This is a genomic window from Bordetella bronchiseptica, assembly GCF_900636925.1.
Lineage (GTDB): Bacteria > Pseudomonadota > Gammaproteobacteria > Burkholderiales > Burkholderiaceae_B > Bordetella > Bordetella pertussis.
This window is the reverse complement of the sequence record NZ_LR134326.1, coordinates 2,441,805-2,461,630: the sequence shown is the minus strand read 5'-3', so window position 1 is coordinate 2,461,630 and position 19,826 is coordinate 2,441,805. Positions and strand designations below refer to the sequence as shown.

At 70.7% G+C, this 19,826-nt stretch carries 20 protein-coding genes; 11 read left to right on the top strand and 9 right to left on the bottom strand.

Annotated elements, in window-relative coordinates; translation table 11 throughout:
- The first annotated feature begins 79 nt into the window (after positions 1-79).
- The 5 genes from EL288_RS11490 (at position 80) to EL288_RS24445 (ending at position 5,754) form a co-directional block, all read left to right on the top strand.
- Positions 80-958 carry a LysR family transcriptional regulator gene (locus EL288_RS11490; RefSeq protein ID WP_033446846.1) on the top strand — a complete coding sequence of 293 codons (879 nt, stop codon included), beginning with the start codon at positions 80-82 and terminating at the stop codon, positions 956-958.
- 125 nt (positions 959-1,083) lie between these two features.
- Entirely contained in the window at positions 1,084-1,863 is a 780-nt protein-coding gene (locus EL288_RS11485) for an SDR family oxidoreductase (RefSeq protein WP_003811645.1), read from the top strand.
- 153 nt (positions 1,864-2,016) lie between these two features.
- Entirely contained in the window at positions 2,017-3,471 is a 1,455-nt protein-coding gene (locus tag EL288_RS11480; protein WP_003811647.1) for an MFS transporter, read from the top strand.
- 434 nt (positions 3,472-3,905) lie between these two features.
- Positions 3,906-5,603, top strand: a complete 1,698-nt coding sequence (locus tag EL288_RS11475; protein WP_033446850.1) for a sodium:solute symporter family protein — start codon at positions 3,906-3,908, stop codon at positions 5,601-5,603.
- 28 nt (positions 5,604-5,631) lie between these two features.
- A complete protein-coding gene (locus EL288_RS24445; protein WP_003811651.1) occupies positions 5,632-5,754 on the top strand; it encodes a putative transporter small subunit in 123 nt (40 codons plus the stop codon).
- A 75-nt stretch (positions 5,755-5,829) separates the two neighbouring features.
- On the opposite strand, the gene EL288_RS11465 is transcribed toward EL288_RS24445, so the two are convergent.
- Positions 5,830-6,771, bottom strand: a complete 942-nt coding sequence (locus EL288_RS11465; RefSeq protein WP_010926590.1) for a S66 peptidase family protein — start codon at positions 6,769-6,771, stop codon at positions 5,830-5,832.
- A 326-nt stretch (positions 6,772-7,097) separates the two neighbouring features.
- Between EL288_RS11465 and EL288_RS11460 the strand changes: the two genes are divergently transcribed.
- Complete coding sequence (locus EL288_RS11460; protein WP_003811654.1) at positions 7,098-7,844, top strand: aldolase; 747 nt, start codon at positions 7,098-7,100, stop codon at positions 7,842-7,844.
- Positions 7,845-7,851: 7 nt separating this feature from the next.
- Here EL288_RS11460 and EL288_RS11455 read toward each other — a convergent pair whose 3' ends face one another.
- The gene (locus tag EL288_RS11455; protein WP_003811656.1) at positions 7,852-8,778 is read right to left on the bottom strand and encodes a LysR family transcriptional regulator; all 927 of its coding nucleotides are present in this window, start codon (positions 8,776-8,778) and stop codon (positions 7,852-7,854) included.
- Between the two features lie 121 nt (positions 8,779-8,899).
- Between EL288_RS11455 and EL288_RS11450 the strand changes: the two genes are divergently transcribed.
- Genes EL288_RS11450 through EL288_RS11440 form a run of 3 tightly spaced genes read left to right on the top strand, consistent with a single transcriptional unit; the run spans position 8,900 to position 11,413 of the window.
- Positions 8,900-9,817 carry an NAD(P)-dependent oxidoreductase gene (locus tag EL288_RS11450; RefSeq protein ID WP_003811657.1) on the top strand — a complete coding sequence of 306 codons (918 nt, stop codon included), beginning with the start codon at positions 8,900-8,902 and terminating at the stop codon, positions 9,815-9,817.
- A 39-nt stretch (positions 9,818-9,856) separates the two neighbouring features.
- A complete protein-coding gene (locus EL288_RS11445; RefSeq protein ID WP_003811660.1) occupies positions 9,857-10,810 on the top strand; it encodes a Bug family tripartite tricarboxylate transporter substrate binding protein in 954 nt (317 codons plus the stop codon).
- Between the two features lie 24 nt (positions 10,811-10,834).
- Positions 10,835-11,413 (top strand): amino acid synthesis family protein, encoded by a 579-nt coding sequence (locus tag EL288_RS11440; RefSeq protein ID WP_003811662.1) that lies wholly within the window; start codon positions 10,835-10,837, stop codon positions 11,411-11,413.
- A gap of 14 nt (positions 11,414-11,427) precedes the next feature.
- Here the strand turns inward: EL288_RS11440 and EL288_RS11435 are convergent, their stop codons facing one another.
- Entirely contained in the window at positions 11,428-13,020 is a 1,593-nt protein-coding gene (locus EL288_RS11435) for a TerC family protein (protein WP_003811663.1), read from the bottom strand.
- 245 nt (positions 13,021-13,265) lie between these two features.
- On the opposite strand from EL288_RS11435, the gene EL288_RS11430 reads away from it, so the two are divergent.
- Entirely contained in the window at positions 13,266-13,697 is a 432-nt protein-coding gene (locus EL288_RS11430) for a hypothetical protein (RefSeq protein ID WP_023852951.1), read from the top strand.
- 77 nt (positions 13,698-13,774) lie between these two features.
- On the opposite strand, the gene EL288_RS11425 is transcribed toward EL288_RS11430, so the two are convergent.
- From EL288_RS11425 to EL288_RS11405, 5 genes are all read right to left on the bottom strand, one after another.
- Entirely contained in the window at positions 13,775-14,143 is a 369-nt protein-coding gene (locus EL288_RS11425) for a YgiW/YdeI family stress tolerance OB fold protein (protein WP_126621930.1), read from the bottom strand.
- A gap of 83 nt (positions 14,144-14,226) precedes the next feature.
- Positions 14,227-15,216 (bottom strand): M14 family metallopeptidase, encoded by a 990-nt coding sequence (locus EL288_RS11420; RefSeq protein WP_003811668.1) that lies wholly within the window; start codon positions 15,214-15,216, stop codon positions 14,227-14,229.
- A 100-nt stretch (positions 15,217-15,316) separates the two neighbouring features.
- Entirely contained in the window at positions 15,317-15,754 is a 438-nt protein-coding gene (locus EL288_RS11415; protein WP_003811678.1) for a universal stress protein, read from the bottom strand.
- A 193-nt stretch (positions 15,755-15,947) separates the two neighbouring features.
- Positions 15,948-16,739, bottom strand: coding sequence for a transmembrane regulator (locus EL288_RS11410; RefSeq protein ID WP_232018727.1), 792 nt, complete (start codon positions 16,737-16,739; stop codon positions 15,948-15,950).
- A gap of 126 nt (positions 16,740-16,865) precedes the next feature.
- Entirely contained in the window at positions 16,866-17,516 is a 651-nt protein-coding gene (locus EL288_RS11405) for a DUF2325 domain-containing protein (RefSeq protein ID WP_033448014.1), read from the bottom strand.
- Positions 17,517-17,688: 172 nt separating this feature from the next.
- On the opposite strand from EL288_RS11405, the gene EL288_RS11400 reads away from it, so the two are divergent.
- Positions 17,689-18,900 carry an EAL domain-containing response regulator gene (locus EL288_RS11400; protein ID WP_003811684.1) on the top strand — a complete coding sequence of 404 codons (1,212 nt, stop codon included), beginning with the start codon at positions 17,689-17,691 and terminating at the stop codon, positions 18,898-18,900.
- Positions 18,901-19,078: 178 nt separating this feature from the next.
- On the opposite strand, the gene EL288_RS11395 is transcribed toward EL288_RS11400, so the two are convergent.
- Complete coding sequence (locus tag EL288_RS11395; RefSeq protein WP_003811686.1) at positions 19,079-19,801, bottom strand: TerC family protein; 723 nt, start codon at positions 19,799-19,801, stop codon at positions 19,079-19,081.
- Positions 19,802-19,826: the final 25 nt, after the last annotated feature.

Below are 19,826 nucleotides of genomic sequence, written 5' to 3'. Positions count from 1 at the left end.
GGAAAACGCGATGTTGCGCGTCTTCAATAAATAAAAAAAGGCGCACTCCCAAGTTTCATAAAACGTAAAATACGTGTTTATGGACATGCGATTCCTCCACAGCTTCGTCACGGTGGCCGAGTCCGGCTCGATCGCCGACGCCGCGCGCCGGCTCGGCCTGGCGCCCACGACGCTCGCGCAGCAGATACGCGCCCTCGAGGCCGACCTGGGCTCGCGGCTGCTCACGCGCGCGGGACGGACGGTCCGGCCGACCGTGGCCGGCGCGCGCATCGTGGACCGCGCCCGCGAATTGCTGCGCGGCGAGCGCGACCTGCGCTCGGCCGCCTCGGACACCGGCCTGCCGGCCGGCCCCATGCGGCTGGGCGCAACGCCCACGGCGCTGATGGGGCTGGTTCCGCCCCTGCTGCGCCGCTGGATGCGGGCGCATCCGGACATCCAGATCTACATCGAGCCCGGCACCTCGTCCGTCCTGCTGGAGCGCGTCATGGCGGGCCAGCTCGACGCCGCGATCCTGGTGCACCCGAATTTCGAGCTGCACAAGACCTGCGCCTGGAGCCTCATCCGGGAAGAACGCCTGGTCCTCCTGGCTCCCAGCGCCCTGCGCGTCGGGAACGCCCTGCGCGTCGCGGCGCGCGAACCTTTCATCCAGTACGACCGCAAGGTGGTCGCCGGCAAGATGGCCGACGAATACCTGCGCGCCCATGGGGTGCGCCCGAAGGTGCAATTCGAGCTGGACGGCATCGAACACATTTCGGCGCTGGTCGCCGAAGGCTTCGGCGTCTCCGTGCTGCCCGACTGGCCAACCCTGGGCCCCGCGGATGCGCGGGTCAGGCGCTGGCCGCTGCCCGATCCCTGCCCATCGCGGCAGGTCGGCATGGTCTGGCTGCGCTCGTCCGTGCGCTCCCCGCTCGCTCAGGCCTTCCACGCCTACCTCGGCGCCGCGGCCGGCGCGCCTTGACGGGCGCTGCCCCGACGATTTTGCCTGCTGTTCCTGCCCGCGGCGATGACAGGCCCGCGCTGGCGGGCGAGAATGTCCCCCGCATCGAACCGACACCCGCCAACCTCGCAACCGGAGCTCGCAGCATGAATCAAGTCGCCACTCAATCGTCCCTGGCCGGCAGGACCGCCCTGGTCACCGGCGCCAGCCGCGGCATCGGCCGCGCGATCGCCCTGGCGCTGGGCCGGCGCGGCGCGACGGTCGCGGTGCATTACAACGCGGCGCGGGAACAGGCCGACGAGGTCGTCCAGGCCATCGGCGCGGCCGGCGGCAGGGCCTGGGCGCTGCGCGCCGACCTGGCGCACCCCGACGGCGCCGGCGCGCTGGCCCGCGACCTGCGCGCCAGCCTGCGCGAACAGACCGGCGACGAAGGCCTCGACATCCTGGTCAACAACGCCGGCGTAAGCCTGCGCGCGCGCCTGCCCGAGGTCTCCCCGCAGGACTTCGACCGGATCATCCAGGTCAACCTGAAAACGCCGTTCTTCCTGATCCAGCACCTGCTGCCGCTGCTGCGCGACGCCGGGCGCATCGTCAACGTCTCGTCGATGGGCACGCGCGCCGCCTACCCCGAAATGAGCGTCTACGCGCCGGCCAAGGCCGGCCTGGAAGCGCTGACCCTGTTGCTGGCCAGCGACCTGGGCGCGCGCGGCATCACCGTCAATGCCGTGCTGCCCGGCGCCACCGCCACCGACATGAACACGCGCGCCCGCGATCCCGCCATGGCCGACGCGCTGGCGCGCGACATCGCGCTCGGCCGCGTGGGCCAGCCCGAGGACATCGCCGACATCGTGGCCTTCCTGGCCTCGGACCAGGCGCGCTGGATCACCGGGCAGCGCATCGACGCCACGGGCGGCCAGCGCCTGTAGCCGCCGTCGATCCCCGCAGGCATTGCCATACGCACTGGGCACGAGTGGGATTTTTAATTTCACGCGGGCAGCGGCGGCCGCTACCATGTGCCATCCCCCGGCCTTGCCGCTGCCCGCGCAGCCTCGCCAGCCCCGCGGCGGCGCCGCGGCCCGATGCCGCCGTCCCGCCACCTCCCTCCGATAACCGCTTTGCTCAGTTTCAGACTCAACCAGCTTGCGCAGGCCGGTGCCGGCCTGCCGCACCCGACCCGCGCCATCGCCGTCGCGGCCATCCTGATCAACGTCTTCATGGCGACGCTCGAATCGGCCATCGCCAACACGGCGCTGCCGGCCATCGCCGCCGACCTGGGCGTAAGCGAAGCCAGTTCGATCTGGGTCATCAGCGCCTACCACCTGGCCATGGTGGCGGCGCTGCTGCCCATCGCGTCGCTGGGCGAGATCATCGGCCATCGCCGCATTTCCATGGCCGGCCTGGTGCTGTTCACCCTGGCCTCCCTGGCGTGCGGCCTGGCGCCTTCGCTGCCGTGGCTGATCGCCGGACGGCTGGCGCAGGGCGTGGGCGCGGCCGGCATCCTGGGCGTGGCGCTGGCCATGACGCGCTTTGTCTATCCGCGCGAACAGCTCGGGCGCGGCCTGGGCCTGAACGCGCTGGTCGTCAGCCTGTCGCTGGCGGCCGGCCCCACTGCGGCTTCGCTGATCCTCAGCCTGGGCAGCTGGCACTGGCTGTTCCTGATCAACGTGCCGCTGGGCCTGCTGGGCCTGGCGCTGGGCGTATGCGCGCTGCCGCCCACCCCGCGCAGCGCACGCCGCTACGATGCCGTCGCGGGCCTGCTGTGCGCGCTGTTCCTGGCCTTGCTGGTCTATACGCTCAATGCCTACGCGCACGATGTCGGCGCCGGCGGCAACACCGCCTACGCGCTTGCCACGCTGGCAATGCTGGCGCTGCTGCTCAGGCGCCAATCGGGCCGCGGCGCGCCCATGCTGGCCACCGACCTGCTGCGCCGCCCCATCTTCGCGCTGTCGGCCGCCGCCACGCTGGGCGCTTTCGCGGCCCAGACGCTGGCCTTCGTCGCGCTGCCCTTCATGCTGCAAAGCCTGCTGGGCTACACCCAGGTGCAGACCGGCTTCCTGATCACGCCCTGGCCGGCGCTGGCCGCGCTGAGCGCGGCCAGCGCCGGCGCGCTGTCGGACCGCCATCCGCCCGGCCTGCTCGGCGGCATCGGCATGGCCGTGCTGGCCGCGGGCCTGCTGTCGCTGGTGGCGTTGCCGGCCGCGCCGGACGCCTTCGACCTGGGCTGGCGCATGGCGCTGTGCGGGGCCGGCTTCGGCTTCTTCCAGGCGCCCAACATGCGCGCCATGCTGGCCGATGCGCCGCCCGAACGCAGCGGCGGCGCCAGCGGCATGACCAGCTCCAGCATCATGCTGGGCCAGTCGCTGGGCGCGGCGCTGGTGGCCGGCCTGTTCACCCTGCGCGGCGCGGCCGCAGCGCCCGCCGCGCTATGGCTGGGCGTGGCCTTCGCCGTCATCGCGGGCATCGCCAGCCTGCTGCGTTTGCGCCATGCCGCAGCCGCCGGCGCCGGCGCGCGGCTGGACCTGACGCGCGTTTGACCCTATACTTGCGGTCTATTCTTACTGTCACCAGGCATCAAGACGTTCACCGGCCTTGATGTCCAGCACCAGGCTGCGCACAGCGGCCCGGCATTCGTGCCGAAACACCCCTCCCGGCCCCACGGCCGCGGAACCAACATGCCGGCCCACAAAGCCGGTTCATTGCTACACCGTATCGGGCAGCGCCAGACGCCCACAAATCCAACCCGATCCGGTAGCAAGACACCATTGCGGTGTGTCTTGATGCTTGCCTGACGCCGGGCCTCGCCGATCGCGACCCTGTCGGGCGTGCATGCGATCGCGCGTACGTCATCGATCGTCCGGTGTTTCGGTCTGCCATGGGTAATTGCCGCCCATCGCACTTCCGCGGAAACGGCACTCATGCGGCCATGAACGGTGAATCATGCGCCCAGCGGGGGAAAAGGACCCATAAGATGCAAGAGTCTGAATTTTTCCAACTCTCAGGGACCACAGCCGTCCTGCTCCTGGTGGCCTTCTACGGCGCCACTTTCCTGATGTCGTTGATGATCGGGCAGAAGAAGGAGAACGTCGATGGCTACATGGTCTCCAACAGCTCGGTCGGTTTCGGGCTGTCGGCGGCCAGCATGATCGCCACCTGGATCTGGGCCGCGTCGTTCTACGCCAGCGCCACCTCCGGCTTCAAGTACGGCCTGTCCGGCCCCATCCACTACGGTTTCTGGGGCGCGCTGATGATTCTGTTCATCTACCCGTTCGGCAAGCGCTTCCGCCAGCTGGCGCCCAAGGCCCACACCCTGGCCGAGGTCATCCACGCCCGCCACGGCGCGTCCAGCCAGATGATCATGGCCGTCTCCAACATCGTCGGCAGCTGCATCAGCCTGATGGTCAACTTCACCGCCGCCGGCGCGCTGGTCTCGGTGCTGAGCCCGCTGTCGTTCATCCAGGGCGTGCTGATCGCCGGCCTGGGCGTGCTGTCGTATACGCTGTGGTCGGGGTTCCGCGCCTCGGTGATGACCGACTTCGCGCAACTGGTGGCCATGATCCTGGCCGCGGTCATCATCATCCCGCTCATTTTCTTCAACGCCGGCGGCCCCGACATGCTGCAGGCCAACATGTGGCGGCTGAGCAGCGAGCAGGCCGACTTCTTCTCGACCACGGCCATCCTGGAGCAGGGCGCGCCCTACTTCGTGGCGGTACTGGCCTATGCCATCGGCAACCAGACCATCGCCCAGCGCCTGTTCGCGGTGCGCGAGGACCTGATCAAGCCGACCTTCCTGACCGCCACCATCGGCTACGGCGCGGTGGTGATCGGACTGGGCATGCTGGGCCTGCTGGCCTTGTTCGTCGGCCTGGAGCCGGTCAACGGCAACATGAACAACATCATCCCGCAGATGGCCTCGACCTACCTGCCGCCCGTCGGGATCGCGCTGTTCTTCATCCTGGTGGTGGGCTCGCTGTCCTCCACCGCCGACTCCGACCTGGCCGCGCTGTCGGCCATCGTGATGACGGACATCTACGCCAAGAACCTGGCCGGCGGCCGCCCCGATCCGCGCCGCATGCTGTGGTGGGGCCGCGCGACCATGATCGTGGCCACCATGGTCGGCGTGATCTTCGCCAGCCTGCGGCTGGACATCCTGGTCATGCTGGTGTTCGTCGGCGCGCTGTGGGGAGCCATCGTGTTTCCCGTCATCGCCAGCTTCTACTGGGACCGCGTCAGCAACAGCGCCTTCTTCTGGTCGGTGATCTCGGCGGTGGTGCTGTTTACCATCGTGCGCTTCGAACTGGTGCCGATCGAAGGCGCCGTGGCGGTGTTCTATGAAATCTGCGCGGCCATCGGCGGCGGCGTGGTGATCGGCCTGATGAGCTTCGCCTTCTTCGGCCGTGTCACCGCCCTGACGCTGGGCACGCTGGCGACCCTCATCCTGCTGCCCTGCTTCGTCGGCACGCTGCGCGAATACATCGTGCTGCTGGGTTCGCTGACGGCCTACGGCGTCAGCACCGTGGTCTGCGTGGCCCTGAGCCTGCGCAACCAGGAGCGCTTCGATTTCAGCCTGCTGGCCGAGCGCGTCACCTCGTTCCACTACGAGAAGGCGCGCATGATGGGCGCCAAGCCTGCGGCCCCCGCCGCCCAACCCCAGCCTGCCCGCGGCTGAGCCGCCGTTCCAATCAGGAGATTCCATCATGCTATTGACGCTTTACTTTCTGGCCTGGCCCGTCGTTTCGGCTGCCGTCCTGCTGGTGCTGATCGTCACCCTGTGGCGTGACATCCGCGACGCGCGCGCCACCGGCAAGTCCATGATCTAGGACCGCGATCACGGCTCATGCCCGTACTGCGAACGCCGCGCCCGCCGCGGCGTTCGCGCGTTCGGGCCGCGCGGCTCAGACGGCGACTGGCTGCTCCAGCCGCAGCGCGCCGCGCCCGGCATCGAGCGTGACGCGCGCGCCCAGGGGCAAGGTGAGATTGGGGTCGCCGTGGCCGCTGGGCCAGCCGGCCAGCACCGGAATGCCGCGCGCCTGGAAATGCTCGCGCACCAGCGGGTACAGCGCCGCCTGCGCCGCTTCGCCGTCGCCCGGCACGCCCAGCAGCCGGGTGAAGCTGCCCACCAGCACGCCGCGCACCCCGTCGAACGCGCCGGCCCGCCGCAGTTGCGCCAGCATGCGGTCCACGCGCGGCAAGGCTTCGTTGACGTCCTCGAAGAACAGGATGCCGTCGCGCGCATCGATGGCGTAGCGCGTGCCGGTCAAGGCGGCCAGCAAGGCCAGGTTGCCACCGATCAGGCGTCCCGTGGCCACGCCGCTGGCCAGGGTGGCCAGCCGCGCCTGCGGCGGCGCCGCGATCCATGAGCCCGCGCCCAGCCGGCCGCTCACCATGTCCAGCAAGGCCTGCTCGGTGGGCGCCTGGCGCCCGGCCAGCAGGTCCTGCGCCAGCATGGGCCCGTGGAAGGTCACGAAGCCGGCGTAGCGCTGGATCGCCAGGTGCAGCGCGGTGACGTCGCTGTAGCCGATGAAAGGCTTGGCGTGCCGGCGCAGCAGGCCGTAGTCGATCTGGTCGAGCACCCGCCACGAGCCGAAGCCGCCTTGCAGGCACCATACCGCGCCCACCGCCGGATCGGCGAAGGCCGCATGCAGGTCGGCCAGGCGCGCCGCGTCGTCGCCGGCCAGGTAGTCGAACGGCGGCGCCAGCCGCGCCCGCGCCGCCGGCATGACCTGCGGCTCGTAGCCGCGCTCCAGCAGCCATTCGGCCGCCTCGTCGGCCGCCCCGGCGATGGCCGAGGCCGGCGCCACGATGGCGATGCGCGCGCCGGCCCGCAGCGCCGGCACCGGCTGGCCAGCCGGCGGCGCGGCCGGCGCCGCAGGCGTGCCGCCGGCCGCAGGCGCGGCCGGGCCCGGCGCCGCGGGCCGGCGCGCGGCGCAACCGCCCAGCAGCGTGCCCGACAGCAGCAAGGCGCCGGCGCGCTGCAAAAAATCCCTGCGACGATGTATGGGTTCCATGGCGCCTCATCCGATGCGCGGGCCGGCGACGTGCCGGACGCGGTGGCGTGGCTGCATGGTAGCCAGCGCTTTCCCTTGACGCAACGCGCGCCGCCCCACGCAACTGCTAGACTCTGCGCAATCCCTCGTCCCCACCCGCTTTCGCCGAGACCGCCATGCCCCCCTCCGCCCCGACCGATTCCGCCCGATCGCTGTACCAGGACACAGCCGTGGCCGCGCTGCGCGACGACCTGGCCCTGGCGCTGCGCGCGGCGGCGCACCATGGCCTGGGCGAAGGCGTATGCAATCACTTCAGCGTCGCGCTGCCGGGCCAGGCGGGCGCCTTCCTGCTCAACCCGCGCGGGCTGATGTGGTCGGAGGTGCGCGCCGAGGACATCGTGCTGGTCGACGCCGCCGGCAACAAGCTGGCCGGCCGCCATGAAGTCGAACCCACGGCCATGTTCATCCATGCCGCCATCCACCAGGTCGCCGGCAAGGCCTGCGTGCTGCATACCCACATGCCTTATGCCACCGCGCTGACCCTGACCGAGGCGCGCATGCTCGACACCACGCTGTCGCAGAACGCCATGCGCTTCCATGGCCGCGTGGCCGCCGACCGCCGCTACAACGGCCTGGCCCTCGACGCGGCCGAAGGCGAACGCATCGCGCGCGCCATGGACGGCGCGGATATCGCCTTCCTGGGCAACCACGGCGTGGTGGTGTGCGGCGAACGCATCGACTACGCGTTCGATGACCTCTACTACCTCGAGCGCGCCTGTTGCGCGCAGGTGCTGGCCGAATCGACCGGCCGGCCGCTCGTGCCGGTGGACGCCGCGCTGGCCGCCAGCGTGGCCGGCCAGGCCCGGTCCGAACGCCTGCAATCGACGCTGTTCTTCGAGGCGCTGCGCCGCGCCCTGGGCTGAAGCCGCCTCACTGCACGGCGGCGGCGCGCCGCTGGGCGTGCTCCTTCAGCAGCTTGACGAAGCGCTGCGCCTGGCGGCCGGGCCGCTCGAAGCGCGAGCGCACCAGGCTCAGGGCCAGCGGAATGGGTTCGCGCAGCGGCCGCACCTCGATGCCCGGCCAGCCGCCGCCGGCCACCGAGAACTCGTCGACGATGGCCACTCCCACGCCGCTGCGCACCAGCGCGCAGGCCAGTTCCGCGCGCACGATATCGACCGTGGCGCGCCATGGCACATTGGCGCGCTGGAACGCCGCCGCCACCAGCTGGCCGAACGGAATATTGCGGCTGTACAGCACCAGCCGGTTGCGGGCCAGCTCGGCCAGCCCCACGCTGTCCTGGCGCGCCAGCGCATGGCCTTGCGGCAGGATGCAGACCATATGGCCGGTGGCGAACGGCTCGACCACCAGATTGGGGTTGTCGATGGGCAGCACCGAGACGGCCAGCTCGACCTTGCGCCCCAGCAACTCGTGCGCCATGTCCGAAAGCAGCGTGGTGTGGTATTTCAGGCGCACCCGGGGGTGCTCGTTCACATAGCGGGCGATCACCGGCGGCAGGAAATTCAGCGCCAGGCTGGGACTGGAACACAGCTTCAGTTCGCCCTCGGGACGTTCGGCCAGGTCGCGCGCCAGTTCGTCGATGCGCAATGCCTCGTCGAACAGCTGGCCCACTTCCTCGAACAGCCGCTGCGCCTCCGCGGTGGGCGTCAGCTTGCCCTTGTCGCGCTCGAACAGGCGCAGCCCCAGGCTTTGCTCGGCATGCGCGATCAGGCGGCTGACCGCCGGCTGCGAGACGAACAGCAGGCGGGCCGCGCCGTTCATCGAGCCGGTCAGCATCACCGCCCGGAACGCCTCCATCTGCCTGAGCTTGAAACGCACCCTTGCCCTCCGCATTTCCATTGAATCGATAATGGAATGTTATACCCCAGGGCCAACTAAGCATAAGTGCAAAAACCCCGTCATCGGTAGCATTGCCGGGTTGTGCCGGCGATCGATACGGCGCATTCGATAAGGAATATGCATGATGCAGACACTGGGGTTCGTCGGCTTGGGCATGATGGGCTTGCCGATGCTCGAAAACCTGGCCGGCGACGAGCGCTGGCAGATCCTGGCCTACGACCGCTCGCCCGCCCCGTTCGAGCGGCTGGCCGGCCACCCGGCCTGGGGCAAACGCCTGCGCGCGGCCGCCGGCCTGCAGGAACTGGCCGCCTGCGACGCGGTGATCACCATGTTGCCCAACAGCGCCATCACCAACGCGGTGGTGCTGGGCGGCGACGGCCAGCCCGGGCTGATCGACCTGCTCGAGTCCGGCGCCGCCATCGTCGACATGGGCTCGTCCAACCCGGCCGATACGCGGCGCCTGTCCGAACAGCTGGCCGCGCGCGGCCTGACGCTGATCGACGCGCCCGTCTCCGGAGCCGTGGCCAAGGCCTCCACCGGCACGCTGGCCATCATGGCCGGCGCCGCCGAGGCCGACCTGCGGCGGGTGCGCCCCATCCTGGAACGCATGGGCGCGGCCATCATCCACACCGGCGCGGTCGGCTCGGCGCACGCCATGAAGGCCCTGAACAACTATGTCTACGCGGCCGGCCTGCTGGCCGTCTCCGAAGCCATGGTGATCGCGCGCCGCATGGAGCTGGACCTGGAGGTCTTCACCGACGTGCTCAACGCCTCCAGCGGCCGCAACGTCGCCAGCGAAACCAAGCTCAGGCAGTTCATCATCCCCGGCACCTACAACGGCGGCTTCGCGCTGGCGCTGATGGCCAAGGACCTCGGCACGGCGCAAAGCCTGCAGGCGCTGACCGGCGTGCAGGCGGACCAGCTGGCGCTGTGCGCCGAGCTGTGGCGGCAGGCGCTGGCGCAACTGCCCGGCGGCGCGGACAACACCGAGATCCACCGCTTCCTGGCGCAGCGCACGCCAGCCACCGAGCCCGCCTGAAGGCGCGGCCGTCCAACGAATCCAAGGAGACAACCCGACATGTTCAAGCCCCTGTTCGCCACGGCGGCGCTGGCGCTGGCCATCGGCCAGGCCACGGCCGCCTATCCCGAACGCCCGATCCGCATGGTGGTGCCGTTCCCCCCCGGCAGCATTACCGACGTCGTGGCGCGCAGCCTCGGCCAGGGCATGGCCGCCGAACTCGGCCAGCCCGTCGTGGTCGAGAACAAGCCCGGCGCCAACGGCATCATCGGCACCCAGGACGTGGTCAAGGCGCAACCCGACGGCTACACGCTGGTGGTGGTCGGCGTATCGACCGCGGCCAGCGGCGTCAGCCTGTTCAAGAACCTGCCCTACGACCCGGCGCGCGACCTCACGCCCATCGGCGCGGTGGCCGAAACACCGTACCTGCTGGTGGGCGGGCAGGATGTCGCGGGCAAGACGGTGGCCGACCTGTATGACTACGGCCGCCAGCACCCGGGCAAGCTGACCTACGCCTACGGCTCGGGCAGCGCCCAGGTGTTCGGCGCCAAGCTGGCCGCCATGGGCGACATCACCGTCACGCCCGTGCCCTATCGCGGCGGCCCGCAGGCGCTCACCGATGTGATCGGCGGCACGGTGGACCTGACCTTCACCGACCTGGCCAACGGCCTGCAGCAGGCGCGCGCCGGCAAGGTCAAGGTGTACGGCGTCAGCACGCCCGGGCGCTTCGCGCTGACGCCCGACATTCCCACGCTCAACGAAAGCGGCGCGCCAGGCTTCGACCTGACCGTCTGGTTCGGCCTGATGGGACCCGCCGGCCTGCCGCCCGCGGTCACCGAGCGCCTGGCCGGCGCGCTGGACAAGGCGCTGGCCGCGCCCGAGTTGACGCAGACCTACGCGCGCCAGGGCCTGAGCGTGAAAACGCAAGGCCCCGCCGCCTTCGGCGCCTTCGTGCGCAGCGAAATCGACAAATGGGCCGGCATCGTCAAGGAAACCGGCATTGCGCCCCAGTAACCCCTCCGCTCACAGGATCACACCATGTCTTTGATCGAAATCCGCAAGCGCACGCTCATCGTCGAAACCACCTATCACGAGAACGGCCCGGCGCCGGCGCAGCCGCTCAAGCTGGCGGCCTCCTGCGCCGTGATCCGCAATCCCTACGCGGGCCGCTACGAGCCCGACCTGATGCCGTTCATGGCCGAGCTGCGCTCGCTGGGCACCCTGCTCGCCACCGAGCTGGTCGACACGCTGGGCAAGGACAACATCGAGGTCTACAGCAAAGCCGCCATCGTGGGCGTGGACGGCGAAATGGAGCACGGCGCGGTCTGGCACGAAGCCGGCGGCTGGGCGATGCGCAGCGTGCTGGGCGAACCCAAGGCCATGGTCCCGGCGGTCAAGGCCGTGGCCACGGCCGGCTATCGCATGATGGTGCCGGTGCACTACATCCATGCCTCGTACGTGCGCAGCCATTTCAACAGCATCGAGATCGGCATCCAGGACGCCCCGCGTCCGCGCGAAATCCTGTTCGCGCTGGTCATGGGCACCGGGGCACGCGTGCACGCGCGCCTGGGCGGCCTGACCAAGGAAGCCGTCTCGGTGCACGACGGCCAGCGCTGAGCCGGCCGGCGCGCCTACGCCGGGCCGGCCAGTTCGTCGGCCAGCGCTTCGACGCGGCGCGTGGCGCGCACCCGCTCGATGCGCGGCCCGACGCGGCGCTCGACCTCGAAGCGCCACTGCCGCCAATCCATGCCCTGGCCTTCCTCGGGGATGGCGCCGCTGGCGCGCAGCAGGCACCCGGCCAGCGTCGCGTCCGGATAGTCGCGCCGCAGGTCCGGCGCCTGCAGCAGGCGCGCCACTTCCTCGACCGCCAGCCGCCCATCCAGCGACCAGCCGCCGTCGGGCAAGCGGCTGGCGCTCGGCGGGTCGGCGTCGCCGGCATCGGGCAGTTCGCCGGCCACCGCCGTCAGGACGTCCAGCGGCGTGGCCAGGCCCACGCACACCCCGTGCTCATCGACCACCAGCAGCAGATGCTGGCGCAGGTCGCGCATCTGCTGCAGCAATTGCGGGATCGGCGTGGTCTCGCTCACGTAGGCGGCCGGACGCGCCGCGTCGACCAGGTCGACCGGCCCCGGCGCGGACAGCCGCGGCAGCAGGTCGCGCAGATGCACCACGCCCAGCACATTGCCCGGGTCGCCGGCGCACAAGGGCAGGCGCGCATGGCCCAGGGCGAATTTCTCCAGCACCACGTGGCGCGGATCGCGCACGTCCAGCCACACCATGTCGGCGCGCGGCACCATGATCGAGCGCACATCGCGCTCGCCCATCGCCAGCACCCGCTCGATCATGGTGCTTTCCTCCGGCGCGAACAGCGGCCCCTCGCCCGTATCGGCCACCAGCGCGGCGACTTCCTCGGGATGGGCCCGTCCCTCGCGGCCGGCCTGCAGCAGGCGCAGCACCGCGTGCGCGGCGCGCTGGCGCCGGCCCAGCGCATGGGCGCCGCGCGCCAGGTTGCGCCGCGCCAGCTGATTGCAGGCCTCGACCAGGATGGAAAAGCCGATCGCCGCGTACAGATAGCCCTTGGGCACGTCGAAACCCAGGCCTTCCGCGACCAGGCTGAACCCGATCATCAGCAGCAGGCCCAGGCACAGGATCACCACGGTCGGATGGCGAGCCACGAAGGCCATCAGCGGCCGGCTGGCCACCATCATCACGATCATCGCCACCACCACGGCGGTCATCATGATGCTCAGGTCCTGCACCATGCCCACGGCGGTAATCACCGAATCGAGCGAGAACACTGCGTCCAGCGCCACGATCTGCACGATCACCTGCCAGAACGCGGCGTACTGCGTACGCCCGCCGCCGCCCGCGTGCGCGTTGCCCTCGACGCGTTCGTGCAGCTCCATGGTGCCCTTGAACAGCAGGAACAGCCCGCCCAGGATGAGGATCAGGTCGCGGCCGGATATCTGCGCGCCCCACACCGTGAACAGCGGCGCGGTCAGCGTCACCACCCAGGCGATGCTGGCCAGCAGGCCCAGCCGCATCAGCAAGGCCAGCGTCAGGCCTATCATGCGCGCGCGGTTGCGCTGGTGCGCGGGCAGCTTGTCGGCCAGGATGGCGATGAACACCAGGTTGTCGATGCCCAGCACGATCTCCAGCACGATCAGGGTCGCCAGCCCCAGCCAGGCGGTGGGGTCGGTCATCCATTCGAACGGCATCGGCATTCCTTGCGGGCAAACGGCGCGCGCCGCGGCATGCCGCGGCGCGTCATCGAAAACGGGGAGACAAGCGGATGGGCCGGCGCGCGCGCCGGCCCGGGTCTGGACGGAGGTTCTTCGGTCATGGGGGATATGACCCCCGGCATGGCGATTTAATCCGCCTGCCTCTGCACTTTTACAAATTTCCCGCCGCGGAACTTCCGGGCGCCCGGCCCAGACCAACCCTGTACCGCCTGGCCTCGGAGCACGCCATGGAAATCGCCGCCCTCACCTGGTCTACGCCCCTGGCGCGCCTCGCGCCGGTGCCGCCGCGCACCCCGGCCGCGCCGCCGTCGCACGACTGGCCCCACGCGGCGCCGTCCGTCCGGCCGCACGGCGCCGCCGGCCCCGCGGCGGCGCCGGTGGACCTGCTGCGCGACCTGCACGCCCAGGCGCGCATGGCGCGCGCCGTGGCCGCTTACCAGGCGGAACAGGCCGCCAGGCAGACGGCGGCGCGCTCGCCCTGCGCCGCCCAGGACCTCGGCGACATCGATTGCCTGATGGTGCTGCAGGCCTACCGGGTGGCCATGCCCAATGCGCCGGTGCAGGACCTGCAGGGAATGCCGCCCGCGGCGCAACGCGGCAGCCCGGCCGTGGGCCCGATCGCGCGGACCGGCCCTGCCGATCAGCAAATACGTAGATAAATCAGGCAGCTACAGGCAAAAATTAAGGAATAATCTTAAGAAGCGAGACGCTGCCTGTAAGCCGCCGACCGTTGCGGCTATTTGGCCGCGCCGAGGATGCGCAGCGCCTTGGCCTCGACCTCGGAAGTGCCGATGACTTCCTTGTCGAACTCGCCCGACACCTCCACCAGCGTATTGGCGTCGACCGGCTGGTTGGGCGGGAACAGGTGCCGGTCGATCTCGACCTGAACGCGCCCCGTACCGTCATCCAGCAGATAGGTGTCGTCGCTGAGCTGCTTGACCAGCTTGCCGCGCAGGGTCACCACCGCGTCGTCGCGCGCCGTGTCCAGCAATTCCTTCACGCTCATCTGCTGGTTGCTGGACGGGCCGACATACTGGGCCTGCGCCAACCCGGCCTGCGTGGCCAGGGCCACGCAGGCCAGGGTCAGGACTATGGACTTGGACATGAACACCTCCTAGGGAAACCGGCGGCGGATCGCCGCCCACGGAAAAGTCTAGCAACGCATGCCAAGGCGTTCGCCGCGCCGTTTCAATTTCCTGCATCCTCGCCCAGGCGGTCGCTGGCCACGGCGAAATAGAACCACTCGTTGCCCGCCAGCGCGCGCGGGTTGGGGAACACCACATAGCCGTCGCGCGGCGCCAGCACCTGCCGGCCATCGGCGCGCGTGCCCACCAGCTCGCCCTGCCGCACCGGGTCGAAACTGGCCCAGGGCCGCGCGAAGGCGTCGCCGTCGGCCTCGCGGTCCACCACGTCGACCAGGCACAAGGTCTCGAAGTCGCGCCGCGGCGGCTCCAGCGCGATATCGGCCAGGCCCAGCAGCGCCAGCGTCTGGCGGATGGCGCGGTAGGCCACCTCGGGCGCGGCCGGGTCGTCGTGCTGGCCGCATTCCAGCGTCACGCCATAGCCGCCATGCGCGCGGAAATACTCCGTGGAGCCCACGCCATAGGCCGCGTCCAGCAAGGCCGCGGGCGCGCCGGGGTTCTGCTCGCGCCGGCGCCGCACGCCGCGCTCGTAGGCCTGCATCCAGCCCTCGACCACGCGGCGCGGCCCCAGGTGCGCCACCAGCCGCGCCTCCTCCCGGGCATGCGCGAAAGGCTCGAGCGCCTCCTGGTTGTCGCGCGGGCCCAGCATCGCGAAGGGCTGGCCGCCGGTGTGGAAGGAATGCAGGTCCAGCAGCACGTCGTGCGCCTGCAGCAGCGGGCACAGGGCATTGCCGATACGGTCCTCGTAATCGGTCGGCGTCGCGCATACGCGCAGGTTGCGATTGAGATTGCGGTCGCCCTGGCGCTCGCCTTTGCGGTAGGCCAGGGGATTGGTCACCGGCAGCAGCGTCAGCTGGCCGCGCGTGATCGCCAGCGCGCCGCTTTCGAGCTCGGCCAGGATGCGTTCGATGGCGCGCGTGCCACAGACTTCATTGCCGTGCACCGCGCCCAGCACCAGCAACCTGGGCCCCGGCTGCAAACCCAGGAACTGGTGCGCGCGCAGGTAATCGGTGGAAACGGGCGTGGGGGTATTCAAGATGCGGCCTCTGGAAACGACGAATGGGCGGCCCGTCCCGCCGGACGCGGGCCAAGCCGGCCATCATAGCAATGTCGCGGTCCGCCTGGCCGGCGCCGCGCTAGCGGTACACCAGCACCGGCACCTGCGAATGCGCCAGCACCTTCTGCGTCTGGCTGCCCAGCAGCACCGCGGCCACGCCGCCGCGCCCGTGCGAGGCCATGGCGATCAGGTCACAGCCCCGTTCGGCCGCCGTCTCCACGATGGCGCGAAACGCCATGTCGGCGTCGCGCTTGAGCAGCTCGCACGGCACTCCCGCGGCCGCGGCCTTGGCCCCCGCGGGCTCCAGCCATTCGCTGGCGCGCGCATGGACCTGCTTTTCGTATTCCTTGCGCAGGCCGCCCAGCTGCACGGCCTCGGCGGCCATGTGCGGATAGGGCTCGACCACCGTCAGCACCGTGACGCGGGCGCCCAGCGCTTTCGCGAGCGCCAGGCCCTTGTCGATCGCCGTATTGGCCAGGTCAGAGCCATCGATGGGAATGAGGATGTGTTGATACATGGCGAGCTCCAAAGTATGGCCGGGCATGTCGCGGCACGGCGCCGCCAGGCCCGGATGCACAACCATAACGCCCTGCCGGATCCGCCGGCTTGACCCGCGTCAAGCCGGACGGCCGGCATGGGGCTGCGTGTCCGGCCCGCCGCCTGCACGCCGGCCGGACCATCCCATTGTGCGCCGAATCGCGCTTGCTCGCCTACTCGTGCACCAGGGGGGCGTCGGCCAGCCGCTGCGCCAGCGGCCGCAGCGCCGCCTCCGGCAACGCGCCGATCACCGCATAGACCCAAGCGCCGCGCCGCCACCAGAACAAGGCCTCGGCGCCCGCGCCGCGCGCCATCCGCGGCGCGCTGTCGGGGCCTGCCCCGCCTGGCGCGCCATACAGCGAGATCGGGCCCGCGCGCCCGGCCACCAGCGCCACCTCCACGGCCGGCCCGCCGCGCGACGGAAAGACCTGCACATCGCGCGGCAGCCAATCCCACGGCCAGGCCGGCAGCGGCACGCCGGCCTGGCGCGCCAGTTCGGCGCGGTCCAGGCGCGGCGCGGCGGGCTGCGAGCGCATGCCGGCGCGCAACTGCGCCGTACGATGCGCGCGCATCGCCTCGTCCAGGAACACCTGCACGCCGGCGTCGCCGGCCGGCTCGGCCGGCGTCCAGGCCGTCAGGGCCGCATGTCCCGCCCAACCCGCGGCCACCAGGATCGCCACCGCCAGCAGGCGCCGGGCGCGGCGCGCGACCCGCCGCCGGGCGTGGGCCGCCTGCAGGCGGTCGGCCAGGGCCCGCGTATGCGCGTCGCGCGCGCCGGCGCCATGGCGCGTGGCGCCTTGCCGCAGGGCATCGCGCAGGCGCAGGTCGGCGCTTACGCGCGCCGCCGCGCGCGCGTCGCGCGCCAGGAAGGCCTCGACGTCGGCGCGCCGCGCGCTATCGAGCTGGCCGTCGATGTAGGCGTCCAGCTCGACATCCGCGATGGGGTCCGCGGGTCCGCCCTTCACGATCGGAGCCCGGCCGCCTGGCGGCACGGACTGGGCAAGATGTACGAATGCATACCGCAATAGACGCGCCAGCGGCGCGCTTAATCCCTGCGGCCGGCCGGGAAGGCAAGGCTACCGGCGCCGCGCTCAGTCCTGCGGCGCGTCGGCGGGCCTGCGCACCCGCACGATGTTCAGGGCGGCCGGCTGCTCGACCAGCACGCATTGCTTGCCCGTGCGCTTGCAGTGGTCCTGCACGCGCCAGTACGCGCCGTGGCTGACGCAGCCGGTCTGGCAGATGACCAGGTCGGCCGATACCAGGCTGGCTTCCAGCCCGGCGGCATCGCCGACTTCGCCGTCGTGATGCAGAAAGCGGCCGCCGGCGCGCTCGATGGCTGCGCGCGCGGCCCGCGCGGCGGCCCCGCCCGCGCCGACGCACAGCACCGACTTCGCGCTGGCATCGACCATCAGCGCGGGCCCGGGCGTGCCGCCGGAACGCGCGCGCAGCAGGCTTTGCACCCGTTCCATCAGGAAGTCGAGGCGGCGCGCCAGCACGCGGCGACGCGGCAGGCCCGGCAGGGACGCCTCCAGGGCAGCGCGGTCCTCGCGGGCCCAGGCCAGGGCGCTGGTCTGCGCCACCAGCGCGCCGCGCAGCACCATGACCTCCTGGCGCAATTGCGCGATCTGCTCGGCGTGCCGCGACAGCAGGCGGCTGCAGCGCGTCTGCGCGCGTCCGTACTGCGACAGCAAGGCGGCGTATTCCTGTTGCAGCAAGTCGTACTGGAGCGGGATGTGGGGCATGGCGCGAAATGGCTCAGGCGTAGCGAGGCGGCAAGGCCACGATGCATCGATTATAGATAATATCGATTCTCATTTGCAATGAAGGACTGAGCCGCCCAGGCTTGGAAAAACGCAGGCAAAGCGATATAAGCATCAGGGTTGCTCACGCCGATCCGGCGGCCCAGGGATACGCATGAATCTGCCCGACATTCTCGTCGTCGAAGACCATCCCGCCCACCGCCTGGTCGTGGTCCATGCGCTGCGCGCGCTCGGCTACACCCGCATCCTCGAGGCGGCCGACGGCAACGAAGCCTTGCGCCGCCTGGACGAGCACGGCCAGGTCGGCATCGCCATCTGCGACATCAAGATGTCCGGCATGGATGGCGCGCAGTTCCTGCGCGTGGCCGCCCGACGGCAGTTGCTCGGCGCGGTCATCATCAGCAGCGATGTCAGCAGCGACCTGATCGCGGCGGTGCTGGACATGGCGGCGCTGATCGGGCTGCGGGTGCTGGGCGACCTGGCCAAGCCGCTGGACGCCCAACGCCTGAAGGCCCTGCTGGACCGCCACGAGGCCGAGCGCCAGCGCGCCCGGGCCAACGCCGCCCCCACGGCCAGCCGCCAGCCGCCGGCGCCGCCCGCGCGCGAGGTCGCCCGCGCGCTGGCCGCCGGCCAGATCGTGCCCTACTTCCAGCCCAAGGTCGACCTGCTGACCCTGCGCCCCTGCGGCGCCGAAGTCCTGGCGCGCTGGCGCCATCCCGACCTCGGCGTGCTCGGTCCCGCCTCGTTCCTGGAGGCGCTCAAGGAGCAGGACCTGCTCGACCGCCTGATCTGGCACCTGACCGACGCCGCGCTGGGACAGGCCCGCCTGCTGGCCACGGCCGGCGCCACGCAGGACCTGGCGCTCAACTTCGAAACCTCGCAGCTCGGTTCGGCCGAGCTGTTGCCGACCCTGGCGCAGGCGCTGCGCAAGCACGCCCTGCCCGCCTCGATCGTGACCATCGAAGTCACCGAAAACGGGCTACTCGACGCGCCCGCGGCCACGCTCGAAAACCTGGTGCGCCTGCGGCTGATGGGCTGCACGGTGTCGATCGACGATTTCGGCACCGGCTTTTCGTCGATGCAGCGGCTGTGCCACCTGCCCTTCAACCAACTCAAGATCGACGCCTCGTTCGTGCGCCGCCTGCCCGGCGACGCACGCAGCGAAAGCGTGGTCGCCGCCACCCTGGCCATGGCCGAGCGCCTGGGCATCACGGTGGTGGCCGAGGGTATCGAGAACCCGCCGCAGCACCAGGCGCTGCTGCAGCTGCACTGCCGCCAGGGACAAGGCTACCTGTTCGCCCGCCCCATGAGCGGACCGGACTACGCGCGCTGGCTGGACGGCGCGGCATCCGCCGCGGCCGGGTGACACGCGGCGGCGCATTCATCCACAAGCGCGGTGGAAAAGCTGTGGATAACCCACCCCGCCGCCGCGCCACGCCTGCCCGCGCATCGGCATGGGCATTTCTTGCGCAATAAAGAAACCGGCGCCACCAGGGCGCCGGTTCGTTCGCCGGGCGGGCGCGCGCCCGCCCGCTGCCATGCCGTCAGGCGCTTTCGCGCGCGGTCTGCGGCGCGGCCGCGGCCTTGCGACGGGCGAACCAGCGGCCCAGGCCCACGATCAGCAGCGCGCCCGCCACCTCGGCGGCGATCTTCGCGACGCCCGAGACTTCGCCGAAGCGCTCGACCACCACCACGTCGGTGACCAGCATGCCGCCGGCGATCCAGCCCAGCAGCGCCGCGCCGAAGGTGACGACCATCGGGAAGCGGTCGATCAGCTTGAGCACCAGCGTGCTGCCCCAGATGATGATGGGCACGCTGACCACCAGGCCGAAGATCACCAGGCCCAGCTGATGCTCCTGCGCCGCGCCCTGCGCCGCGCCGGCGATCGCAATGACGTTGTCCAGGCTCATCACGAAGTCGGCGATGATGATGGTCTTGACCGCGGCGGCGATGGACGTGCCGCCCTTGATGTTGCCATGCGCGTCATCCTCGGGGATCAGCAGCTTCACGCCCACCCACAGCAGCAGCAGCGCGCCCACGATCTTCAGGTAAGGCACCGTCAGCAGCGTCAGCGCGAAGGCGATCAGCACGACCCGCAAGCCGATGGCGCCGGCCGTGCCCCACAGAATGCCCTGCATGCGCTGCTTGGGCTCCAGGTTGCGGCACGCCAGCGCGATCACGACCGCGTTGTCGCCGCCCAGCAGGATGTCGATCAGGATGATCTGGAATACGGCGGCCCAGCTCAGGGTCTGGAAAAACTCAAGCACGGGCGCCTCCTTCGGCGCCGCGCGC